This window comes from Nocardia sp. NPDC051981, assembly GCF_040680715.1.
Taxonomy (GTDB): Bacteria; Actinomycetota; Actinomycetes; order Mycobacteriales; family Mycobacteriaceae; genus Nocardia.
Window position 1 is genome coordinate 161,891 of sequence record NZ_JBFAXK010000014.1, and the last position, 21,775, is coordinate 183,665.

A 21,775-nucleotide genomic window follows, 5' to 3' on the forward strand; every position below is an offset into this window, starting at 1 on the left:
TGAAGGGTCTTGCGGGCAGGCGGGAGGGGCTGGCTCACGCCTCCGATATCAGAGAACCGGCTCTTACGGCGTCAGGTGGACGCCGGATTCCGGGAGAATGGGAGCCGATCTACCGGAGGCTTCCCGGCAGACAGCTCGCGCTGCAGACACGCTTGAAGTCGACATGGCGACGCGCCACGAGTCGCACTCCAAGTCCAGTCATGGGGCTTATTGTGCCACGTCAGAAGGGGCGTTCCGACTTCCGGATCGAATTTTCCGCAGTTTCCCGGGAAATCCCCTGGATATATTGTCCGATTTGTGACGGGCATCATAGATCAACGCCCGGCATACCTTTGGACGGTTGACCTGAACGGCTGTGCCGGCGAGGCTACGTCATCCGATCGGCGTCGGCCGCCGCGAGGCGGGCCTTGGCCGCCGCCAGCCGGCCCAGCTCATCGGCCAGTTCGGGGGAGATCGCCCAATCCGGGCGATCGATGAATCCGGCCGGTAGGTACGGCGAACGGACGGCGGTCCGATAGCCCAGATCCCGCGCCCAGCAGGCCAGAGCCAGCAGCGGCAGCGCCAGGACGCCCTCGGGATCGTTGCGCCAGGTGTCGTTGTCGAAGAAGGCGCGATGCAGCCGCAGCGCGTTCGTCATCTCCCAGTCGAAGCCCTCGGAATCGCCGTCCGCCAGGCGCAGGAACACCTCCACGGCCGGCCGGAACAGCAGGTCCGTCACCCGCTGCGCACCCACCCGGCTGGTGGTGTCCAGCGCCCAGGCCGCCTCGTACACGCTCTTCGGGCCGAACCGCCAGGCCGTCTGCAGCAGCCGCACCCACTCGTACTGGAAGTCGTCGAAGGCGCCGTCGCCGAACTGGCGCAGCCGCTCGATCGGATACCCGACCAGCTCACCCATGGCCTCGGCATCGCGGGCGATGAGCGTCCACCAGAACGCCGCCCGCCAGCCCGCCACCCGGTCGTACTTGTCGAAGCCGGATTCGATGCCGCTCGCCCGGAACCGGCGCGTCACCGTCTGCTCGGTCGAATGCGCGAAATACCAGGTCCGCGCCCGAAACGCCGGCGGATCCGACATCAGCATGGTGGCCAGCAGCACACCGTCCATCGACCGCGAGAAGTTCGGGCCCTCCGGCCGCACCGGCGTCCGCGACCGGTAGACCACCGGGGCCACGGAGCCCTCGTCGACCTCCCTGATCGATCTGGCATCGACCCCGTGCCGCGGTACCTCGATCATCGGGCCGTCCCCGTCCGCACCTGGAGCCGCTCGCCCGGCTCGCCGAAATCCCTTGGAATGTATCCGGATTCGAGGTGCCCCGCAGTCCGAGCAGCGTCCCCGCGCGGGCGGGTGCGCTGTGACCGGGGCAACCGGTCACACTGGATGAGTGACCTCGACTGCTCCCCAACAGACCTCCGGCACTGCCGCGGCGGCCGCCGCCGACGTGCCGGTGCTGCGCGATTTCGGGGGCGGGCCGTTCGGGATCTACATCCACGTGCCGTTCTGCGCGACGCGGTGCGGGTACTGCGACTTCAACACCTACACGGCGGGGGAGCTGGGGAGTTCGTCGTCGCCGCAATCCTGGTTCGAGGCGCTGAAGGGTGAACTTGCCACGGCGGCACGGGAATTCGACGAACTGCCGTCCGCCGCGCCGGCGGTGGAGACCGTGTTCGTGGGCGGTGGCACGCCGTCGTTGCTCGGTGGGGACGGGCTCGCGGGGGTGCTCGACGCCATTCGCGAGAACTTCACGCTCGCGCCCGGGGCAGAGGTGACGACCGAGTCCAATCCGGAATCCACCTCGCCCGAATTCTTCGATCGCATCCGTGCGGCCGGGTACAACCGTGTCTCGCTCGGCATGCAGTCCGCCGCCCAGCACGTGCTGAAGATCCTGGACCGGACTCACACGCCCGGCCGGGCCGTGGCCGCGGCCAAGGAAGCTCGTGCGGCGGGCATCGAGCACGTCAATCTGGACCTCATCTACGGCACGCCCGGCGAAACCGACGCCGACCTCGACGCCAGCCTCGATGCCGTGCTGTCCGCCGGGGTCGACCATGTGTCGGCCTACTCCCTGATCGTCGAGGACGGCACCGCCCTGGCCCGCCGGGTCCGGCGCGGCGAACTTCCCGCCCCCGACGACGACGTGCTCGCCGCCCGCTACGAGCGCATCGACACCCGCCTGGCCGCGGCCGGCCTGCGGTGGTACGAGGTTTCCAACTGGGCCGCCTCCGACGCGGCCCGCTGCCGCCACAACCTCGGCTACTGGGACGGCGGCGACTGGCTCGGTGCCGGGCCGGGCGCGCACAGTCACGTCGGCGGCGTCCGCTGGTGGAACGTGAAACACCCGGCGCGCTACGCGGATCGGGTGACCACCGGCGCCCTCCCCGCCGCGGGCTGGGAGTCCCTCACGCCCGAGGAGCGCTACACCGAGCGCGTGATGCTCACCGTCCGGCTCCGGACGGGCCTCCCGCTGGCCGATCTCGATGCCGACGGCCGCGCCGCCGCCGACGGCGTCATTGCCGATGGCCTGGCCGAGCGGGTGAGCGACCACCTGATTCTCACCGACCGCGGCCGACTGCTCGCGGACGGTGTTGTCCGCACCCTCCTGGGCTGACCTCGGCGCCTTCGCCCGATGGGGCCGGCCGGACCGACCGTTTTCGTTCCGCATCGGCCTCGGACTCGGGCTGTGACCTGCGGAGATCGGCGAACATCGGGTAGAACCGGTCGGTGCGGACTAGATTGACGGACGGAGATTTCGTACAGCCGGTCTGTATCGCGGTCGGAGCCTCGGCCGCGGCCCGCGCACTGAAGCGTCCCGAACAACCTTCGGCCCGAGGACATCTCATGGTGAAGCCACTGGTGCGACCCGTCGAACTCCTGCATCGCCTTCGTGCCCGGGCCGGTCACACCGCCGGCCGCGGGAGTGCCGCCGCGGTAGCGTTGGCGCTCGTCGTGACCCTACTCGCCGCGGCGCCGGCCACGGCTGCGCCCATGCCCACGATCGTGCTGGTGCACGGCGCCTTCGCCGACTCCTCCAGCTGGGACGGCGTGGCAGCCCAGCTGCGCGCCGACGGCTATTCCGTTGTGACGCCGGAGAATCCATTGCGCGGTCCCGCCTACGACGCGGCGGCGATCCAGCGCACGATCGACGGCATCGCGGGTCCGATCGTACTGGTCGGCCACTCCTACGGCGGCACCGTGATCAGCAATGTGCACGACTCGAAGATCGAATCCCTGGTCTACATCTCGGCTTTCGCGCCGACCCAGGGTGAAGCCGCACTGCTGGAACTGAATCCGATCCAGTACCCCGGCTCGCAACTCACCCTCGCCCTGCGACTGAAGGTGGTGAACGACCAGCAGGGGATCGCGGACAGGAATGTGGACGCCTACATCGACCCCGCCAGTTTCCCCGACGTCTTCGCCCAGGACGTCGATCCGGCCACCGCCGCCGCCATGGCCGCCCGCCAGCACTCCCTGGCCCTGTCCGCCAACGTCGAACCCTCGGGCTCGCCCGCCTGGGCCGCCACCCCGAGCTGGTATCTGGTCAGCACCGCCGACCGCGTGATTCCCCCTGCGTCCCAATGGGATATGGCCAAGCGCATGAACGCCCACACCTCCTCGATCGACGCCTCCCACGCCGGCCTCGTCTCCCATCCGGCCGACGTGGCCGCAGTCGTGGAGGCCGCCGCCGGTCAGTGACACCGGGACACGGCACGTGCGGACATCCGGCACAGCACATGCGCCGACTCCGCCCAGGTGGCGGGCGGTGGCACAGCGACTTGCGCCGGGGACACTAAACTGGAGGAGATAATCCGGGAAATCCGCGTGGCCGGTGCCGAATGATCGGCTGCTTCCTGCCGCGGAGGGCTCGGGCGTGCACGAGGCGTACCCGAGGGCGAGCAAGGAGGTGGGGCCATCATGTCGAGCACCGAGCAACGACGGCTCGAGGTCCTGCGGGCCATCGTCGCGGACTACATCGCGACCAAGGAGCCCATTGGGTCCAAGACCCTGGTCGAGCGGCACAATCTGGGTGTCTCCAGCGCGACCGTCCGCAATGACATGGCGGTGCTCGAGGCCGAGGGCTACATCGCCCAGCCGCACACCTCCTCCGGCCGCATCCCCACCGACAAGGGCTACCGGCAGTTCGTCGACCACATCTCCGAGGTCAAGCCGCTGTCCGGCGCGGAACGCCGCGCGATCATGGAATTCCTGGAGAGCGGCGTCGATCTCGACGACGTGCTGCGCCGCGGCGTCCGCCTGCTGGCCCAGCTGACCCGGCAGGTCGCCATGGTCCAGTACCCGACCGTGTCCGCGTCCACCGTGCGCCACATCGAGGTCGTCGCGCTCAACCCGGCCCGCCTGCTGCTGGTCGTGATCACCGATACCGGCCGCGTCGACCAGCGCCTGGTCGACCTGGGCACCGTCGTCAGCGAGGACGATCTGGCCGCCCTGCGCGGCATGCTCGGCAAGGCCATGGACGGCAAGCGCCTGGCCGCCGCGTCCGCCTCGGTCGCCGAACTCCCCGAGCACTCCCCGTCGCCCAAGCTCCGCGATGTGCTCATCCGCGTCTCCACCGTGCTGGTCGAGACGCTGGTCGAGCATCCGGAGGAGCGCCTGGTGCTGGGCGGCACCGCCAACCTCACCCGCAATGCCTCCGACTTCGCCGGGAACGGTTTCCCGGGTTCGCTGCGTTCGGTCCTAGAGGCCCTCGAAGAGCAGGTGATCGTGCTGAAGCTGCTGGCCGCGGCACAGGTCCCGGGTACCGTGACGGTGCAGATCGGCGAGGAGACCAAGGTCGAGCAGATGCGCGGGACGGCCGTGGTGTCCACCGGCTACGGGCTGACCGGTACGGTGCTCGGAGGGATGGGGGTGCTCGGACCGACCCGCATGGACTACCCGGGGACCATTGCCTCGGTGGCGGCTGTCGCCCGATACATCGGTGAGGTGCTCGCCGAACGGTGAGCAGGCACAGAAGACGAAACAGGACTAGAGAGCGCACGTGGCACGGGACTATTACGCACTGCTCGGAGTCGCACGCGGTGCGACCGACCAGGAGATCAAGCGCGCCTATCGGAAGCTGGCGCGTGAACTGCATCCCGACGTCAATCCGGACCCGGAGGCCCAGGAGAAGTTCCGCGAGGTCTCCACGGCCTACGAGGTGCTGTCGGACGCGGAGAAGCGGCGCATCGTCGACCTCGGTGGTGACCCGCTGGAATCCGCCGGCGGCATGGGCGGCGGCTTCTCCGGCGCCGGATTCGGTGGCCTCGGCGACGTGTTCGAGGCGTTCTTCGGCGGCATGAACGCCTCCGGCGGCACCCGCAAGCCGCGCGGCCGTGTGCAGCCGGGCGCGGATTCGCTGCTGCGCACGCGACTGTCGTTGCAGGAGTGCGCGGTTGGTGTCACCAAGCACCTGACCGTCGACACCGCCATCCTCTGCGACCTGTGCCAGGGCTCCGGTACCAACGGCAATTCGAAGCCGGTGCGCTGTGAGACCTGTGGCGGCGCGGGCGAGGTGCAGACCGTGCAGCGGTCCTTCCTCGGCCAGGTCATGACCTCCCGCCCCTGCCCCACCTGCCGGGGCGCGGGCGAGACCATCCCCGACCCCTGCCGCAAGTGCGGCGGCGACGGCCGCGTGCGCTCGCGCCGCGAGATCGCCGCGCCCATCCCGGCCGGTGTCGCCAACGGCATGCGGGTGCGGCTGGCCGCGCAGGGCGAGGTCGGCCCGGGCGGCGGCCCCGCCGGCGACCTGTACGTGGAGATCGTCGAGCAGCCGCACGACACCTTCGTGCGCGACAGCGACGACCTGCACTGCACCATTCGCGTTCCCATGGTGGACGCCGCGCTCGGCACGACCGTCGTCATCGACACCATCCTCGACGGCCCGGTGGAGCTGACCATCCCGGCGGGCACCCAGCCCGGCGAGGCGTCGGTGCTGCGCGGCCACGGCATGCCCAAGCTGCGCGCCAGCTCGCGTGGCGACCTGATCGCGCACCTCGACATCGTGGTGCCGAGCAAGCTCGACTCCAAGCAGGCCGACCTGCTGCGCAAGTACAAGGGCATGCGGGCGAACGAGCACACCGAGGTCCTCTCGGCGCAGTCCGAGCACAACTCGGGCCTGTTCGCGCGCCTGCGCGCCTCCTTCAGCGGACGCTGATCCGTTGGCCGCCACCGTCTTCTACCTCGACGACATTCCCGAACCGGGTGCGACCGCGGTGCTGGACGGCCCCGAGGGCCGCCACGCCGCCACGGTGCGCCGCATCCGGGTCGGGGAACCCATCACCCTCTCCGACGGGCACGGGATCCTCGCCGACTCGGAAGTGGTTGCGGCCCAGAAGGATCGCCTCGAACTGAAGGTGCTGGCCAAACGGGTGGCCGCGCCCTGGACCCCGCAGGTGACGGTGGTCCAGGCCCTGCCCAAGTCCGACCGTTCGGAACTGGCGGTCGAACTCATGACGGAGGCCGGCGCCGACGTCATCGTCCCCTGGCAGGCCCTGCGCTGCGTCTCCAACTGGGAAGCCAAGGCCCGCAAGGGCGTCGAGAAGTGGCGGGCCGCCGCCAAACAGGCCGCCCGCCAATCCCGCCGCGCCTACATCCCGGACGTCGCCGACCTCCACACCACCCGCGACCTGCTGGACCTGGTCCGCACCGCGAAGGCGAACGGCGCGATCGTCGCCGCTCTCCACGAGTCCGGCGAATCCCGCCTGACCGACCTTTCTTTCACCGGCGTCCCCGAAGTGGTCCTGATCGTCGGTCCCGAAGGCGGCCTCGACGACTCGGAACTGAAGGCCCTCGCCGACGCGGGCGCCGACGTGGTCCTGCTCGGCCCGACCGTGCTGCGCACCTCCACCGCGGCCGCCGTCGCCCTCGGCGCGCTGGGCGCGCTCACCCCGCGCTGGTAGCCGCCCGCGCCGGTTCGCCACGGAATGGATTCGGGGGTGCGGCAGTTGGATGACGCCGGTGTGTTGCCCCTGCTGGTAGCCGTCTATTCACTGGGCGGTGTCGGTGGGCGGCGGTAAACTTCTGTCAACGAAAACGGCATCGAGACCGGAAAGCAGGCCATAGCCACTTTTGAGAACACCAGGCGAAATCGGCGATCAGAGCACACCCATTGCCGGCATCGGCGCCGGCGTCAACGGTTCCGGACCGGCGGGGCGGACCGTTCGTTCCAGTATCGAATTGGCACCGGAATCGGTGTTCGGTTTCCTGGGTTCGGCTGACGAGAACCTGCGTGAGCTCGAGCGCCTCCTCGATGCCGACATCCACGTCCGCGGCAATTCCGTCACGCTGACCGGCAAACCGGCCGATGTCGCGCTGGCGGAACGTGTGGTGGCGCAGCTGGTCGCGCTCACCGCGCGCAATCGGGTGGTCTCGCCCGAGGCCGTGCGGCACACCTACTCCATGCTCACCGAGGGCTCCTCGGATTCTCCGGCAGAGGTGCTGAGCCTGGACATCCTGTCCCGGCGCGGCAGGACCATCCGGCCCAAGACGCTCAATCAGAAGCGCTATGTCGACGCCATCGACGCGCACACCATCGTGTTCGGGGTGGGCCCGGCGGGTACCGGCAAGACGTATCTGGCCATGGCCAAGGCCGTGCAGGCGTTGCAGAGCAAGCAGGTCAACCGCATCATCCTGACCCGGCCGGCGGTCGAGGCGGGCGAGCGGCTGGGCTTCCTGCCGGGCACGCTGAACGAGAAGATCGACCCGTACCTACGCCCGCTCTACGACGCCCTGCACGACATGATGGATCCGGAGGCGATCCCGAAGCTCATGCAGGCCGGTGTCATCGAGGTCGCCCCGCTGGCCTACATGCGCGGTCGCACGCTCAACGACTCGTTCATCATTCTGGACGAGGCGCAGAACACCACGGCCGAGCAGATGAAGATGTTCCTCACCCGCCTGGGCTTCGGTTCCAAGATCGTGGTGACCGGTGACATCACCCAGGTCGATCTGCCGCACGGCGCGCGCTCGGGTCTGCGCGCGGCGACGGAGATCCTGCACGGCATCGACGACATCCATATCGCCGAGCTCACCAGCGCCGATGTGGTCCGTCATCGCCTGGTCGGGGAGATCGTCGACGCCTACGACCGGTTCGAGGCGGAGTCGCGGCCCCCGGCCGCGGTCCACTATCCCGGCAATCGGGCGCAGCGACGTGCCGCGAGCCGAGGAGAGCGACGCTGACCTCTCCCTCTAGGCTGATCGGGTGAGTATCGAGATCGCCAACGAATCGGGTATCGAGGTATCCGAAGAAGAACTGGTCAGCGTCGCGCGGTTCGTCATCGGTCAGATGGATGTGCATCCGGCGGCCGAGCTGTCGATGGTGCTGGTCGATCTCGACACCATGGCGGATCTGCACATGCGCTGGATGGACCTACCGGGTCCCACCGATGTCATGTCCTTCCCCATGGACGAGCTGGAGCCGGGCGGGCGGCCCGATGCCGCCGAGCCCGGCCCCTCCATGCTCGGCGACATCGTGCTCTGCCCCGAGTTCGCGGCCCAGCAGGCCGAGAAGGCCGGGCACTCCATGGATCACGAGCTGGCGCTGCTGACCGTGCACGGCGTTCTGCACCTCCTCGGCTACGACCATGCCGAGCCGGAGGAGGAGAAGGAGATGTTCGCGCTGCAGGCCTCCCTGCTGGAGGGCTGGTACGAGAACGTGCGCCAGGAAATGCGCCGCGCGGAGCTCGCCGAGCGCGACCAGCGGCTGCTGGGCAAGACCGGATTCACCGACACCACCGGTGATCCGCTGGGCCCGGCGTGAATTCATTCGTCCTGCTCCTGCTGGCGATCGTCCTGGTCCCCGCCGGTGGCGTGTTCGCGGCACTGGATTCGGCGCTGAACACGATTTCGCCTGCGCGCGTGGAGGATCTGGTGCGTGCCGACCGGACCGGGGCGGCGCGGCTGGCGCGCATCATCGCGGATCGGCCGCGCTATGTGAATCTCATGGTGCTGCTGCGTCTCACGTGCGAGATCACCGCGACGGTGCTGCTGGCGGCGGTGCTCATGGACTGGCTGGACGAGGGCCCGGCGCTGCTGATCACCGCGGCGGTCATGGTGCTGGTCGACTATCTGGTGATCGGTGTCGGGCCGCGCACGCTGGGCCGCCAGCACGCGTATTCGCTGGCGCTGGGCGCGTCGCTGCCGTTGCAGGCCATCGGCTCGCTGCTGGGCCCGATCAGCCGGCTGCTGATCCTGATCGGTAATGCGATCACCCCCGGTAAGGGTTTCCGCAACGGCCCCTTCGCCTCCGAGATCGAGCTGCGCGAGGTGGTGGATCTGGCGGGGGAGCGCGGCGTGGTGGATGCCGACGAGCGCCGCATGATCCAGTCGGTCTTCGAGCTCGACACCACCCCGGCCCGCGAGGTGATGGTGCCGCGCACCGAGATGGTGTGGATCGAGGCGGAGAAGACTGCGGCGCAGGCCATGTCGCTGGCAGTGCGATCGGGGCACTCGCGAATTCCGGTGGTGGGCGAGAACGTCGACGACATTCTGGGTGTCGTCTATCTGAAAGATCTGGTGCCGTACGCGGATCGGAGCCGGAAGGTGAAGGTGCGGCAGGTCATGCGGTCCGCCGTGTTCATGCCGGACTCCAAGCCGCTGGACGCGCTGCTGGACGAAATGCAGCGGCGCAGAAACCATATGGCGGTGCTGGTGGACGAGTACGGCGGCATCGCCGGGCTGGTCACCATCGAGGACATCCTCGAGGAGATCGTGGGCGAGATCGCCGACGAGTACGACAAGGACGAGATCGCGCCGATCGAGAAGATCGGCCCGGGCAAGTTCCGGGTCTCGGCGCGACTGCCGGTGGACGACCTGGGCGAGCTGTTCGACATGGTGATCGAGGACGAGGACGTCGACACCGTCGGCGGTCTGCTCGCCCACGCCCTGGGCCGCGTCCCGCTGCCCGGCTCCAAGGCCGTCATCCACGGCCTGCAACTGAAGGGGGAGGGCGCGGCCGACGCGCGCGGCCGCATGCGGATCCACACCGTGGTGGTGCGTAAGAGCCCGGAGCAGACGAGAACCGAACCGGCGGAACATGAACCGGCCGACGAAGCACACGAGGATGGAGAGGCCGATGATTGAGTTGGATGCGGAGGACAACAAGCTGTTGGTCCTCGCCCGTGGCGCCATGGGCCGCACCGGCGGCAATGGCGGCGCGGCCGTGCGTGATTCGGACGGACGCACCTACGCGGCCGGGACCGTGGAGCTGACCGCGCTGAAGCTGACCGCGTTGCAGTCGGCGGTGGCGGCCGCGACCTCCAGTGGCGCAGGCGGTTTCGAGGCGGCCGTGGTGGTCGCGGGCAAGCTGTCGGATCCCGGGGTGTCGGCGGTGCGTGAGGTTTCGCCATCGGCGCGCATCATTTTCACCGATGCCAAGGGCGCGGTGTTCGACGTGCTGGAGGCCGGTACGCCCGCGGACTACGGCGTCGAGAATCCTATTGCGGCACAGCAGCCCACGGAGGGTGACGCGGCCGGCGAGCGCGAGATCCCGGCGGGCTTCGATGTGGAGACCGAATCGGAGGTTTTCGAGTGAGCGGCCAGGGCAAGGACAGCGGTGAATTCCGGTCCGGCTTCGTGTGTTTCGTGGGTCGGCCGAATACCGGCAAGTCCACGCTCACCAATGCCATGGTGGGGCAGAAGATCGCCATCACCTCCTCGCGGCCGCAGACCACGCGGCACACCATTCGCGGCATCGTGCACCGCGATCACGCACAGCTGATCCTGGTGGACACCCCCGGTCTGCACCGGCCGCGCACCCTGCTCGGCCAGCGCCTCAACGACCTGGTGCGCGATACGTATTCGGAAGTCGACGTCATCGCCGTCTGCATTCCGGCGGACGAGAAGATCGGCCCGGGTGACCGCTGGATCGTCGATCAGATCAAGACCATGGCGCCCAAGACGACCCTGCTCGGTGTGGTCACCAAGATCGACAAGGTGAGTCGCGACCAGGTCGCCCACCAGCTCATGGCCGTGTCCCAGCTGCTCGGCCCCGAGGCCGAGGTGGTCCCGGTCTCCGCGGTCAAGGGCGAGCAGGTCGAGGTGCTCGTCGACGTCATCGCCTCCCAGATGCCCGAAGGCCCGGCCTTCTACCCAGACGGTGAACTCACCGATGAGCCCGAGGAAGTCCTGATGGCCGAGCTCATTCGCGAGGCGGCCCTCGAGGGCGTCCGCGACGAGCTCCCGCACTCGCTGGCGGTGGTGATCGAGGAGGTCCTCGAGCGCGAGGAGAACGAGGATCAGGAGACCGACGGCCGCCGCTCCGCCGAGGGCATGCTCGACGTCCACGCCCTTCTCTACGTCGAACGCCCCAGCCAGAAGGCCATCATCATCGGCAAGGGCGGCGCCCGCCTCAAGGAGGTCGGCACCAACGCTCGCAAGCAGATCGAGCACATCCTCGGCACCCGCATCTACCTGCACCTGCACGTGAAGGTCGCCAAGGACTGGCAGCGCGACCCGAAGCAGCTCGGCAAGCTCGGCTTCTGACCTGCTGCCTGCCCGCGGCCACCTGGGCGGCCGCGGGCAGATTCAGCGGATCGCCCTGTGCTGTCGGCGATTTCGGCGTCGCCGCGGCGTGGGACCCGGCGTCGCCTGGGCGTATGTCCCTGTGGGGCGGACGCGTCGGCGCGTAGTCCAGGCCGTCAGTGCGTCGGACAGGGCCGCCTCCTGGCTGCCGGTCAGGGCTGGGGCCACCAGGGTGTCGGGCGGTTCTTGTGCCATTCCAGCTCCGATTCTAATTGGGCCGCAACGGAAACCAGGAGCGGTTCGGAGTTGGCGGGGCCCATGAGCTGGGAGCCGACGGGGAGGCCGGTGGCGGTGAAGCCGGAGGGGATGTTGACGGCGGGCCAGCCGACGACATTCCAGGGCCAGGTGTAGGGGCAGGCCGCGGTGATGAGTTCGTCGGTGGCCCAGCTGCCGATGTCGTCGATCTCGTGGACGCCCGGCGGCGGGGTGGCCGTGGTGGGGGCCAGCACCAGGTCGAAATCGTCGAAGATGCGGCCGGTTCGCAAGCGCAGCAGGGGTTCTGCGCGGCGGGCGGCGGACAGCAGCGGCGAGAGGATGCGGCCGACGGCGGCATTGTGGGTGGTGCGCGGATCCACCTGCGCGCCGGGGAGGCGGTCCAGCGCCTCGCGGATGCCGACCATGGAGCGCGGGAGGAAGGTCGCACCCATCAGCACGCCGTAGTGGACGTCGGCGACGGTGACCTCGTGACCGAGGCGGCGCAGCGTGGCGGCGGTGGCGTGCACCCGGGCCTCCACCTCGCGGTCGAGCGTGGTCCTGGTGGCGGTGAACGGGATTCGCAGGGAGAGCGCGATGCGCAGGCGGCCGGGATCGCGGCCGACGGCGTCGGAGACGCGCAGTGCGGTCGGGGTGTGCAGGTCGCCCGGATGAGGTCCGGCGGCGGCGTCCAGCAGGAGCGCCGCATCGGCGACGGTGCGGGCCAGCGGGCCGTTCACGGTGAGCCCGTAGAAGGCTTCCGGCAGCGGCCAGGTGGAGATGCGGCCGCGCTGCGGCTTGATGCCGACCAGGTTGTTCCAGGCGGCCGGGATGCGCACCGAGCCCGCGCCGTCGGATCCCAGTGCGGCGGGCACCAATCCGGCCGCCACCGCTGCGCCGGATCCACCGGACGACCCGCCCGGGGTGTGGCCGGCGCTCCAGGGATTCGTGGTGTGCCCGAAGGCGTCTCCGCTGGTGAACGGCAGCTGTCCGAGCTCGCAGGTATTGGTCTTGCCGACGATGACCGCCCCGGCCGCGCGCAGCCGCCGCACCGACTCCGCGTCCTCGGTCTTGGCGGGGAATTCGCCGCCGCAGCCGAAAGCCGTTGGGGTGCCGGTCAAGTCGGTGTCGTCCTTGATGGCCAGCGGCACTCCGAGCAGGGGCTCGCGGTGTCCGGCGGCGAGTTTGCGGTCGGCGTCGGCGGCCTCGGCGAGCGCTTCGGCCCGTCGCACGATCCGGAAGGCATTGAGCGTCCCCTGGCTGGCCTCGATCCGGTCGAGCGCCGCGCTGGTCGCCTCGACCGAGGTGAGTGTGCCTGCCGCCAGTGCCGCCGCGAGTTCCGCCAGCCCGAGTTCGCCAACCGACGCCAGTGTCATGTGAATCCCGTCTCTCCCGTACTCGGGAGTAACCTAGCGCGATTCTGGTCACACGTCCAACGTGTGGCGGCGTGATCGACCGGGCAGTGGCCGATCACGCCTCATCGGCGGCGAGGGCGCGGCCGATGCGTCCCACGGCGATCCACACCAGCGGTGTGCCGGTGTAGCGCATCCGACTCCTCGGTCCGAGGGTCGCGCTCAGCGTGCGTCGCGCGGCCAATCGCCGGCCAACGAACTTCTAATCGGCACACACCCGGTAACTCGTCGTGGTCCGGTCGGTCGCGCGTGCGAGACTGTTGCGGTGCGGTTGTATCGGGATCAGGCGGTGGTGCTGCGCCAGCACAAGCTGGGCGAGGCGGACCGCATCGTCACGCTGCTGACCCGCCAGCACGGCCTGGTGCGCGCGGTCGCCAAGGGTGTGCGGCGCACCCGCTCCAAGTTCGGGGCGCGGCTGGAACCGTTCGCCTACGTGGATGTGCAGCTGCATCCGGGCCGCAATCTCGACACCGTCACCCAGGTGCACACGGTCGAGACCTTCGCCGCCGACATCGTCGCCGACTACGGCCGCTACACCACCGCCTGTGCCGTGCTCGAGACCGCCGAGCGCCTGGCCGGCGAGGAGGGCGCACCCGCCGCCCGCCTGCACACCCTCACCGCCGGCGCGCTGCGCGCCATCGCGCTGGGCCGTCGTCCCCACGAACTGATCCTGGACGCATACCTGTTGCGCGCCATGGCTTTCGCCGGTTGGGCCCCCGCCCTCGACGACTGCGCCCGCTGCGCCACCCCCGGCCCGCACCGCGCCTTCCATGTGGCCGCGGGCGGCGCGGTGTGCGTGCATTGCCGTCCGCCCGGCGCGGCCACGCCCATGGTCGGCGTTCTCGACCACATGAGTGCTCTCAATCGGGGCGACTGGTCCGGCGTCGACGCCGTCTCCGACGCCATGCGACGCCAGGCCAGCGGTCTCATTGCCGCGCATCTGCAGTGGCACCTGGAACGGCAGCTGCGCACGCTGCCGCTCATCGAGCGCACCCGCCCGCACGAGGCCGTCGAGCGCGATGCGGTGGCCGGGCGTCCCCGTGCCGCCATCGGCTGATGCTGACACCCCCGCCATGGGCAACGCCCAGGCCCTGCCGAACGGCAATACCCTGGTCAGCTGGGGCATGACGCCCCGCATCTCGGAGTTCACCCCGAGCGGCGAGCTGGTCTACGACGCCGTCCTGCCCTTCGGGAGCTACCGCGCCTACCTCGACAGTCTCCCCAGCTGGCCGGCCAGGCGCTCGGCGGCGGGGAAATGCCGGTTTCCCTGCCGCCGTACGCCGTCCGGTGGAGGAAATGTGGAGGTCCAGTAGCAATGGTGTGGGCGCCGTCCGGCCGCACGGAGCGTCGGGCAGGATGGTGGTCGTGATCGGGAACCGGAAGTCATCGACTGAGCAGCGTGTTGTGCGGCCGCCGTCGCCGCATCCGTCGGGGGCGAAGCCGCCGGCGATTCCGGCGGAATTCGTGCCCAGGCATGTGGCGCTGGTGATGGACGGCAACGGCCGTTGGGCCCAGGAGCGCGGGCTGCCCCGCACCGCGGGCCACGAGCGCGGCGAGGCGGTGCTCATGGACACCGTCGAGGGCTGTATCGAGATGGGCGTGAAGTGGCTGTCGGCCTACGCTTTCTCCACCGAGAACTGGCGGCGCAGCCCCGACGAGGTGCGCTTCCTGATGGGCTTCAATCGCGATGTGATCCGCCGCCGCCGCGACGAGATGCACGAGATGGGTGTGCGGGTGCGCTGGGCCGGCCGCCGACCGCGCCTGTGGCGCAGCGTGATCAAGGAATTGGAGATCGCGGAGGAGCTCACCCGGGACAATACGGTGATGACCCTCACCATGTGCGTCAACTACGGCGGTCGTGCCGAGATCGCCGACGCCGCACGGGAAATCGCGCGCCGGGTGGCCGCCGGGGAACTCGATCCGGAGAAGATCACCGAGGCCACCGTGGCCCGCTACCTCGACGAACCCGATATGCCGGACGTGGACCTGTTTCTGCGTCCCTCGGGTGAACTGCGCACCTCCAACTTCCTGATCTGGCAGGCCGCGTACGCCGAATTCGTGTTCCAGGAAACGCTTTTCCCCGATTTCGACCGCCGCAACCTCTGGGACGCGTGCCTGGAGTACGCCAAGCGTGACCGTCGCTTCGGAGGCGTGAAATGACCGACCAGCTCACCCCCGCCGAGGCGCTCCAGGACCGCGCCCGCGCCCTGCTGCTGCGCTACGGCGTGGAGGTTCGCGAGGAGGACGGCGGCCTCGGCTTCGAGTACGAGGGCGCGCTGTGCTCGCTGCGCGGCGTCAACCTCTCGCCCGGCCTGGATGTGCTGGCGCTCATGTGCATCCTGGCCTGGGATCGTCCGGTGAAGCCGCAGCTGCACAAGCGGGTCGCCGAACGCAATGCCGCGCTCCAGTTCGGCACGCTCACCGTCGTGTCCCGCGAGAAGCTCGCGGACGTCATCCTGCGCTACACCTTCCCGGCCGCCGGACTCGAGGACGAGCCCCTGGCCACCATTCTGCTGCTGACCCTCTCCGGTGCGGGCCGGGCGCGCCAGGGCCTGCTGCCCTGACGCCGGTACCCGGTGCCGCCGGGATCGGTTCAGGCTCGGGCGGATTCGGCCGCGGCCTCGGCGGCGCGGCGGTAGTCGGGGAGGATCTCGGTGATGCCGTGCGCGAAGGTGTCGGGGTCGACGTCGCCGAGGATGAGGTGCTGCAGGATGAAGCCGGGTAGTAGGCCGAGGAAGATCTTGGCCACCGCGTCGGTGTCGGCGTCCGGGGGGAGCCAGCCGACGTCGCGCATGCGCTCGGCGTAGTCGAACCAGAGGCGGCGGATGCCGAGGATATTGGTGCGGACGTAGTCGGCGATATTGGCGTCTGTCAGGGCCAGCGACCATGCCTGCGGGATGATGCGGACCGGCCCGCCGGGGACGCTGAGCCGGACGATGGCCTCGCACATGATGCGCACCAGGTCCGGTGGCGTGGGGAGCGGATCGCTGTAGACGGCTTCGCTGAGGGCCGCGCGCAGGTCGACGGTGGCGTCGGTGGCGAGGTCCTTGATGATGTCGTCCTTGGACTTGAAGTACCGGTAGACCGCCCCGGCCGAGAGGCCGGATTCGGCGAAGACGTCCTGCATGGTGGTGGCGTGCAGTCCCTTGCGGGCGAAGCAGGACTGCGCGGCGTCGAGAATCTGCTGCCGACGGCGTTCCAGGTGTTCCTCGCTGACTCTGGGCATGGGCCCAAAGTAAAACGAATATCCGTTCTTGACAAGGGGACATTGGGGTGTCAGCCTTGTCCTCAATAAAAGAACGAACCTTCGCTTTCTTTGGATGTGTCATGAACACACTGCAGCGCTCCCTCGCCCTCGGTCTCGCCGCGGCCGCCATTCAGGCCCTGATGCTCATCGCCTTCGCCTGGCCCGCCGCCCGTGTCGCGCCCCGGGATCTGCCCATCGCCATCACCGGCCCGCAGGCCGCCGCGGTCGCGAAGCAGCTGACCGATCGCGAGCCCGGCGGCTTCGACATCCGCACCGTCGCAGACGAATCCACCGCTCGCGACGCCATCGAGCATCGAGATGTATACGGGGCCATCCTGACCGGTGGGCAGCCCCGGGTGCTGATCGCCTCGGCCGCGAGTCCGATTGTGGCCCAGCAGCTCTCGGCCTTCGCGCAGCAGCTGGACGGCGCGCAGGCGGCACCGGTGCAGGACGTGGTCGCCGCGGACGTGCACGATCCGCGCGGAAGCGGTTTCGGCGCAATGGTTCTCCCGCTGGTCATGTCCGGCCTGGCCGGTGGCGTGCTGCTGACCCTGCTGGTGCCGTCGCTGCGCGCCCGCGCTCTCGGTCTGGCCGTTTTCGCGATCGCCGGTGGGCTGCTGAGCATGTCGATCGTCCAGGGCTGGCTGGACCTGCTCCCCGGCGCGTACCTGGCCATGGCCTCGATCAGCGGCCTGGTCTCCCTGGCTGTCGCCGGCACCGTGGTCGGTCTGGCCGCCGTGCTCGGTCCGGCGGGCATCGGCCTGGGCGCGCTCACCATGCTGCTGGTCGGAAACCCCTTCTCCGGGGCCACCTCCGCGCCCGAGTTGCTGCCCAAGCCGTGGGGGGAGATCGGCCAGCTGCTGCCGCCCGGCGCTGCCGCCACCCTGCTCCGCTCGACGGCCTTCTTCGGTGACGCCCCCATCGCGGGCCCGCTCACGGTCCTGCTGTGCTGGGCCGCAGCCGGTCTCGCCCTGCTCGGTGTGGGGATCGCCCGCACTCGGCGGACCGTCCCGGCTCTCGCCCCGGAATTGGTGCCCGCGGCCTGAACTCACCGCCCGGACAGCAAAAGCCGCGCGCCCCTCGCTCGATGAACAAGGGGCGCGCGACTTCTGGCTGTCAGCTCTTGTGGCAGCAGTTCTGGCAGGTGCCGAAGATCTCCATGGTGTGGCTGATATCGGTGAACCCGTGCTCGGTGGCGATCGAGTCCGCCCAGGCCTCCACGGTCGGCCCCTCCACCTCGACGGTCCGGCCGCACTGGCGGCAGACCAGATGATGGTGGTGCCCGGTGGAGCACTGCCGGTACACCGATTCCCCGGTGTCGGTGCGCAGCACGTCGACCATCCCGGCGTCGGCGAGCGACTGCAGGGTGCGGTACACCGTGGTCAGCCCGATGCCCTCACCGCGCTTGCGAAGTTCGTCGTGCAGCTCCTGTGCGGAGCGGAATTCGTCGATGTCCGCGAGCAGGGCGGCGATGGCACTGCGCTGACGGGTGCTGCGGACCCCGACGGTCTTCTCGCTTGTTCCCACGGATCACCCTTCCTCGGCGTGTGCGACCGCGTCGATGACTATGTGCGCGAGATGTTCGTCGACCAGTTCGTAGATGACCTCGCGGCCGGTGCGCTCACCGCGCACCACCCCGGCGGACTTGAGGATGCGCAGGTGCTGGCTGATCAGCGGCTGGGTCACTCCGAGGGTATCGACCAGTTCGTGCACGCAGCGCGGTGACTCGCGGAGCTGGAGCACGATGGCGATGCGGACGGGCGCCGCCAGTGCGCGCAATAGTTCTCCGGCGGAGTCCAGAATGGTGCGCGACGGCACGGCCGGCGGCTGGGGCGACCGGTAGGGGTACGGGTCGTGGGGGATCGCGGCCGGGGTCTCCGTCGCGACGTGCGAGCGCCGCAGGGGCGCGCCGCTGTCCGTGGTCATCGAACCAACTCCTTATTGGAAACCGATGCCATTCTTATATGCACGGGTGCGCATGTCAAACAGGGAGTCGGCGCGTCGGGTCAGCAATTGCTTTGCTGCGAAATCGGGACCGAGGGGTCGAAATAGTACTCGGGATGATGCGGATCCGGGGCGTAGGCCGGACGCGCATTGCTGTAGTTGGGCGCCAGGAAACCCTGGTCGTAGACGGCGCAGTTGACCGAATAGGCGAAGCCCTGGATGTCGCCGAACCACATACCCTGCGAGTCCTGGTCGTAGGACGAGTCCTCGACCCAGTCGAATTCGACCTCGTGCCGCGCCACCGCGACGATGTCCATGGCCGTGTAGTCCCCGCCGGTGGGTGCGGCGAAGGCGTACGCGATCAGATAGTTGGTGTGAATCGCCAACTCGCCCTTGTCGTTCAGTGCGGCCGTCATGGTGCCGGCGACCCGCGGCGACACCGGCAGCAACGGATAGCCGGGTGCCAGTTTCGTCGTGACCCACCAGGTGTGCGCCTCGTTCCCGGGCGTCAGCTTCGCCCGTATCTTCTCGGCCTGGTGTGGCGCCAGCAGCGTCAGAACCGGTTGGGCGTCATAGGTTTCCAGGACGTGCTGGTCGAGGCGGGCCGCCACGATCAATTGCTTGGCACGATCCATGGCAGCCGCCACGGTCTCGGCGGAGTAGCGGCCGACCGCCGCGGCGGGTGGCGGCTGGATTCCCGCCGCGCCCTCCTGCCAGACGGCGGCGGGGGTGTTGTCGAAGGGATGCTTCGGGTCCACGCGCGCGATCTGGTTCACCGTCGGTGGCGCGCCCGTGCTCGCGGCGGGCTTGGCCTGGAGGTAGTTGAGCAGATAGCTCGCGCCGAACAGGAGCGCGGCCATGATCGCGATCGTCAGCACAAGCGGGCTCGGGAGCCAAGTGGGATAGGTACGCCGCGCGCGTCGTCCCGGGCGGCCGTCGTCGTACTGCCCGGAGGGATAGTTCTGCATGTGCCCCGCCCCTGTTCGATTGTGGATCGCCGCGACGCCGGGCCCGCAGGGCCGACCGGTGTCGTTCGTCCACTATCGCGCGGTAGTGATCACGGCAGCATCCCCAGCTTGTAGGGGCAGTGGGTGCAAAGTCGATTGCCCGCGACCGATAGGCTGCTCTCAATCCTTTGCAATCTTCCGGACACGGATGGAGAACTGTTCAAGTGGCACCCAAGTCGAAGGTGGACACCGTCGCCAATCTCGCCAAGCGTCGGGGTCTCGTGTACCCGAGCGGTGAGATTTACGGCGGAACGAGGTCGGCCTGGGACTACGGTCCGCTGGGCGTCGAACTCAAGGAGAACATCAAGCGGCAGTGGTGGCGGTCCATGGTGACCAGCCGTGACGACGTGGTCGGCCTGGACTCGTCGATCATCCTGCCGCGTCCGGTGTGGGTGGCCTCGGGCCACGTCGCGGTGTTCAACGACCCGCTGGTGGAATGCCTCAACTGCCACAAGCGGCACCGGCAGGACCACCTGCAGGAGGCGTACGCCGAGAAGAACAAGATCGACAACCCGGACTCGGTGTCCATGGAGCTCGTGGTGTGCCCCGACTGCGGCACCGTGGGCAAGTGGACCGAGCCCAAGGACTTCAACATGATGCTGAAGACCTACCTGGGCCCGGTCGAATCCGAAGAAGGCATGCACTACCTGCGCCCGGAGACCGCGCAGGGCATCTTCGTGAACTACAAGAACGTCGAGACCACCGCGCGCAAGAAGCCGCCGTTCGGCATCGCGCAGATCGGTAAGTCGTTCCGCAACGAGATCACCCCGGGCAACTTCATCTTCCGTACCCGCGAGTTCGAGCAGATGGAGATGGAGTTCTTCGTCAAGCCGGGCGAGGACGAGCAGTGGCACCAGTACTGGATCGACACCCGCCTCGCCTGGTACACCGACCTGGGCATCGACCCGGAGAACCTGCGGCTGTTCGAGCACCCGAAGGACAAGCTCTCGCACTACTCCACCCGCACGGTGGACATCGAGTACCGCTTCCGCTTCCAGGGCTCGGAGTGGGGTGAGCTCGAGGGCGTCGCCAACCGTACCGACTTCGACCTGAAGACCCATTCCGAGCATTCCGGCACGGATCTGAGCTTCTTCGATCAGAACACCAACGAGCGCTTCATCCCGTTCGTGATCGAGCCGGCGGCCGGTCTGACCCGCTCGCTGATGGCCTTCCTGGTCGACGCGTACCACGAGGAGCAGGTGCCGACGGCCAAGGGCACCATGGAGACTCGCACCACCCTGCGCCTGGATCCGCGCCTGGCGCCCGTCAAGGCGGCTGTCCTGCCGTTGTCGCGCAACGCGGACCTGTCGCCGAAGGCCAAGGACCTGGCCGCGCAGCTGCGCCGGAACTGGAACGTGGACTTCGACGACGCCGGGGCGATCGGCCGCCGCTACCGCCGTCAGGACGAGATCGGCACCCCGTTCTGCATCACGGTCGACTTCGACACGCTGGAGGACCAGGCCGTCACCGTGCGTGAACGGGACTCGATGGCCCAGCAGCGCATCGCTCTCGACCAGGTGGAGGGCTACCTGGCGGCGCGCCTCGTCGGCGCCTGATCCCAGGTTCACAGGAAAGACCGGTCAATGCCTGACCGGTCTTTTCTTTATTCCATTGCCCCCGAAATCCGGGGCGGCGTCTCGAAATTGGGTAACCGACTACTCACGTTAACGGCCCATGACCGGAGCACTATTTAAGGATGTGGGCAACGGCGCATCTCTGCCGTAGCTCGATCATCCGAGGTGAGTCATGAGCGAGCGTGTTATCGGCCCCCGCTCGGGGCTGCAATGGGTCTCATTGGGGGACACCGGATCATCGTGCCCTGCCGCCCGATCCACGGTGGCGGCATTTCGATCATGGGCCGAGTCCTATCTGACCCAACCCAGTGACGAACTGGGCCGCGACGGGCCGGTCTGCCCGTATGTACGACCGGCCATGCGGCGAGATCTGATGTGGCTGGCGCAGGTTCCAGCGGTGGAGCCGCGGCCGACGTGGGTGCGCGCGGTCATCCGTGACGCGCTGGAGGTCTATTCCGGACTGCCCACGGGGAACGGCAGTTCCACCTCCGTGCTGCGCGCATTGATCACCGTATTCCCGAATTTGACGGATTGTTCGCTGATCGATGAGATCCACGACGAATTCAAGACCAAATTCGTGGAACGCGGCATCATGCTCGGGCAATTCTATCCGGGCTGTGACCAGGCGGGCCTGTGGAACAAGGATTTCCGGCCGTTGGACGCACCGATGCCGATGTTGGTGGTGCGCAGCATGATGACGACCGATTTTCCGTTCCTGCTCGACAGACCGGAGTGGGCCGACGCCTTCGTGCGCAAGTTCGCGCCGGGGCTGCCCGCGCACGTGCGCTCGGTCATGGTGGAGCGCTTGACATCTCATCCCGCCCTGGTGCCCGCCTACGAGTTGGGCGCCGACGACGACGCATCCTGCTCGGCCGGCAGTTAGGTAGTTC

23 protein-coding genes and 1 pseudogene are annotated in these 21,775 nt (G+C 68.7%); 17 read left to right on the forward strand and 7 right to left on the reverse strand.

Annotated features, from left to right (window positions below):
- Positions 1-109 precede the first annotated feature (109 nt).
- Both AB0L60_RS24205 and AB0L60_RS24210 read right to left on the reverse strand, forming a co-directional pair.
- Positions 110-202 (reverse strand): Ms4527A family Cys-rich leader peptide, encoded by a 93-nt coding sequence (locus AB0L60_RS24205; RefSeq protein ID WP_354835468.1) that lies wholly within the window; start codon positions 200-202, stop codon positions 110-112.
- 165 nt (positions 203-367) lie between these two features.
- Positions 368-1,231, reverse strand: coding sequence for an immunity 49 family protein (locus tag AB0L60_RS24210; protein ID WP_364617709.1), 864 nt, complete (start codon positions 1,229-1,231; stop codon positions 368-370).
- Between the two features lie 211 nt (positions 1,232-1,442).
- Between AB0L60_RS24210 and hemW the strand changes: the two genes are divergently transcribed.
- The 10 genes and pseudogenes from hemW (at position 1,443) to era (ending at position 11,470) form a co-directional block, all read left to right on the forward strand.
- Positions 1,443-2,603 (forward strand): radical SAM family heme chaperone HemW, encoded by a 1,161-nt coding sequence (gene hemW / locus AB0L60_RS24215; RefSeq protein ID WP_364617793.1) that lies wholly within the window; start codon positions 1,443-1,445, stop codon positions 2,601-2,603.
- A 230-nt stretch (positions 2,604-2,833) separates the two neighbouring features.
- Positions 2,834-3,688, forward strand: coding sequence for an alpha/beta hydrolase (locus tag AB0L60_RS24220; RefSeq protein WP_364617711.1), 855 nt, complete (start codon positions 2,834-2,836; stop codon positions 3,686-3,688).
- Positions 3,689-3,907: 219 nt separating this feature from the next.
- Entirely contained in the window at positions 3,908-4,951 is a 1,044-nt protein-coding gene (gene hrcA, locus AB0L60_RS24225) for a heat-inducible transcriptional repressor HrcA (protein WP_364617713.1), read from the forward strand.
- A 37-nt stretch (positions 4,952-4,988) separates the two neighbouring features.
- Positions 4,989-6,143, forward strand: coding sequence for a molecular chaperone DnaJ (gene dnaJ / locus AB0L60_RS24230; protein WP_364617715.1), 1,155 nt, complete (start codon positions 4,989-4,991; stop codon positions 6,141-6,143).
- A gap of 4 nt (positions 6,144-6,147) precedes the next feature.
- A complete protein-coding gene (locus tag AB0L60_RS24235) occupies positions 6,148-6,888 on the forward strand; it encodes a 16S rRNA (uracil(1498)-N(3))-methyltransferase (protein ID WP_364617717.1) in 741 nt (246 codons plus the stop codon).
- 208 nt (positions 6,889-7,096) lie between these two features.
- On the forward strand, positions 7,097-8,167 hold the full coding sequence (locus AB0L60_RS24240) for a PhoH family protein (protein ID WP_364617795.1): 1,071 nt from the start codon (positions 7,097-7,099) through the stop codon (positions 8,165-8,167).
- Positions 8,168-8,189: 22 nt separating this feature from the next.
- Entirely contained in the window at positions 8,190-8,747 is a 558-nt protein-coding gene (gene ybeY / locus AB0L60_RS24245; protein ID WP_357004316.1) for an rRNA maturation RNase YbeY, read from the forward strand.
- A complete protein-coding gene (locus tag AB0L60_RS24250; protein WP_364617720.1) occupies positions 8,744-10,069 on the forward strand; it encodes a hemolysin family protein in 1,326 nt (441 codons plus the stop codon). The genes ybeY and AB0L60_RS24250 overlap by 4 nt, the downstream gene beginning before the upstream one ends.
- Positions 10,062-10,352: pseudogene (locus tag AB0L60_RS24255) on the forward strand (cytidine deaminase); the annotation flags it as partial. The gene AB0L60_RS24250 and the pseudogene AB0L60_RS24255, both read left to right, overlap by 8 nt.
- A 164-nt stretch (positions 10,353-10,516) precedes the next feature.
- A complete protein-coding gene (gene era / locus AB0L60_RS24260; protein ID WP_364617722.1) occupies positions 10,517-11,470 on the forward strand; it encodes a GTPase Era in 954 nt (317 codons plus the stop codon).
- A 191-nt stretch (positions 11,471-11,661) separates the two neighbouring features.
- On the opposite strand, the gene AB0L60_RS24265 is transcribed toward era, so the two are convergent.
- Positions 11,662-13,077, reverse strand: coding sequence for an amidase (locus AB0L60_RS24265; RefSeq protein ID WP_364617724.1), 1,416 nt, complete (start codon positions 13,075-13,077; stop codon positions 11,662-11,664).
- A 301-nt stretch (positions 13,078-13,378) separates the two neighbouring features.
- On the opposite strand from AB0L60_RS24265, the gene recO reads away from it, so the two are divergent.
- The 4 genes from recO to AB0L60_RS24285 are packed head-to-tail and all read left to right on the forward strand — an operon-like array spanning position 13,379 to position 15,677.
- Positions 13,379-14,170 (forward strand): DNA repair protein RecO, encoded by a 792-nt coding sequence (gene recO, locus AB0L60_RS24270; RefSeq protein ID WP_364617726.1) that lies wholly within the window; start codon positions 13,379-13,381, stop codon positions 14,168-14,170.
- Positions 14,171-14,186: 16 nt separating this feature from the next.
- Entirely contained in the window at positions 14,187-14,426 is a 240-nt protein-coding gene (locus AB0L60_RS24275) for a hypothetical protein (RefSeq protein WP_364617728.1), read from the forward strand.
- 43 nt (positions 14,427-14,469) lie between these two features.
- Positions 14,470-15,273, forward strand: coding sequence for an isoprenyl transferase (locus tag AB0L60_RS24280; RefSeq protein WP_364617730.1), 804 nt, complete (start codon positions 14,470-14,472; stop codon positions 15,271-15,273).
- Positions 15,270-15,677 (forward strand): hypothetical protein, encoded by a 408-nt coding sequence (locus AB0L60_RS24285; RefSeq protein ID WP_364617732.1) that lies wholly within the window; start codon positions 15,270-15,272, stop codon positions 15,675-15,677. Before AB0L60_RS24280 ends, AB0L60_RS24285 begins: the two co-directional genes overlap by 4 nt.
- Positions 15,678-15,706: 29 nt before the next feature.
- Here the strand turns inward: AB0L60_RS24285 and AB0L60_RS24290 are convergent, their stop codons facing one another.
- Positions 15,707-16,339, reverse strand: a complete 633-nt coding sequence (locus tag AB0L60_RS24290; RefSeq protein ID WP_364617734.1) for a TetR/AcrR family transcriptional regulator — start codon at positions 16,337-16,339, stop codon at positions 15,707-15,709.
- Between the two features lie 101 nt (positions 16,340-16,440).
- On the opposite strand from AB0L60_RS24290, the gene AB0L60_RS24295 reads away from it, so the two are divergent.
- Positions 16,441-17,406: a hypothetical protein gene (locus AB0L60_RS24295; protein ID WP_364617736.1), complete on the forward strand. Its 966-nt coding sequence runs from the start codon at positions 16,441-16,443 to the stop codon at positions 17,404-17,406.
- Positions 17,407-17,476: 70 nt separating this feature from the next.
- Here AB0L60_RS24295 and AB0L60_RS24300 read toward each other — a convergent pair whose 3' ends face one another.
- The 3 genes from AB0L60_RS24300 to AB0L60_RS24310 form a co-directional block, all read right to left on the reverse strand.
- Positions 17,477-17,887 carry a Fur family transcriptional regulator gene (locus AB0L60_RS24300; RefSeq protein ID WP_354835448.1) on the reverse strand — a complete coding sequence of 137 codons (411 nt, stop codon included), beginning with the start codon at positions 17,885-17,887 and terminating at the stop codon, positions 17,477-17,479.
- Between the two features lie 3 nt (positions 17,888-17,890).
- Positions 17,891-18,286, reverse strand: coding sequence for a metalloregulator ArsR/SmtB family transcription factor (locus AB0L60_RS24305; protein WP_040861788.1), 396 nt, complete (start codon positions 18,284-18,286; stop codon positions 17,891-17,893).
- 80 nt (positions 18,287-18,366) lie between these two features.
- Positions 18,367-19,164 carry a hypothetical protein gene (locus tag AB0L60_RS24310; RefSeq protein WP_364617739.1) on the reverse strand — a complete coding sequence of 266 codons (798 nt, stop codon included), beginning with the start codon at positions 19,162-19,164 and terminating at the stop codon, positions 18,367-18,369.
- A 311-nt stretch (positions 19,165-19,475) separates the two neighbouring features.
- Between AB0L60_RS24310 and AB0L60_RS24315 the strand changes: the two genes are divergently transcribed.
- Both AB0L60_RS24315 and AB0L60_RS24320 read left to right on the forward strand, forming a co-directional pair.
- Positions 19,476-20,867 (forward strand): glycine--tRNA ligase, encoded by a 1,392-nt coding sequence (locus AB0L60_RS24315; RefSeq protein ID WP_364617741.1) that lies wholly within the window; start codon positions 19,476-19,478, stop codon positions 20,865-20,867.
- 190 nt (positions 20,868-21,057) lie between these two features.
- Complete coding sequence (locus tag AB0L60_RS24320) at positions 21,058-21,768, forward strand: DUF6875 domain-containing protein (RefSeq protein ID WP_364617743.1); 711 nt, start codon at positions 21,058-21,060, stop codon at positions 21,766-21,768.
- Positions 21,769-21,775 lie beyond the last annotated feature (7 nt).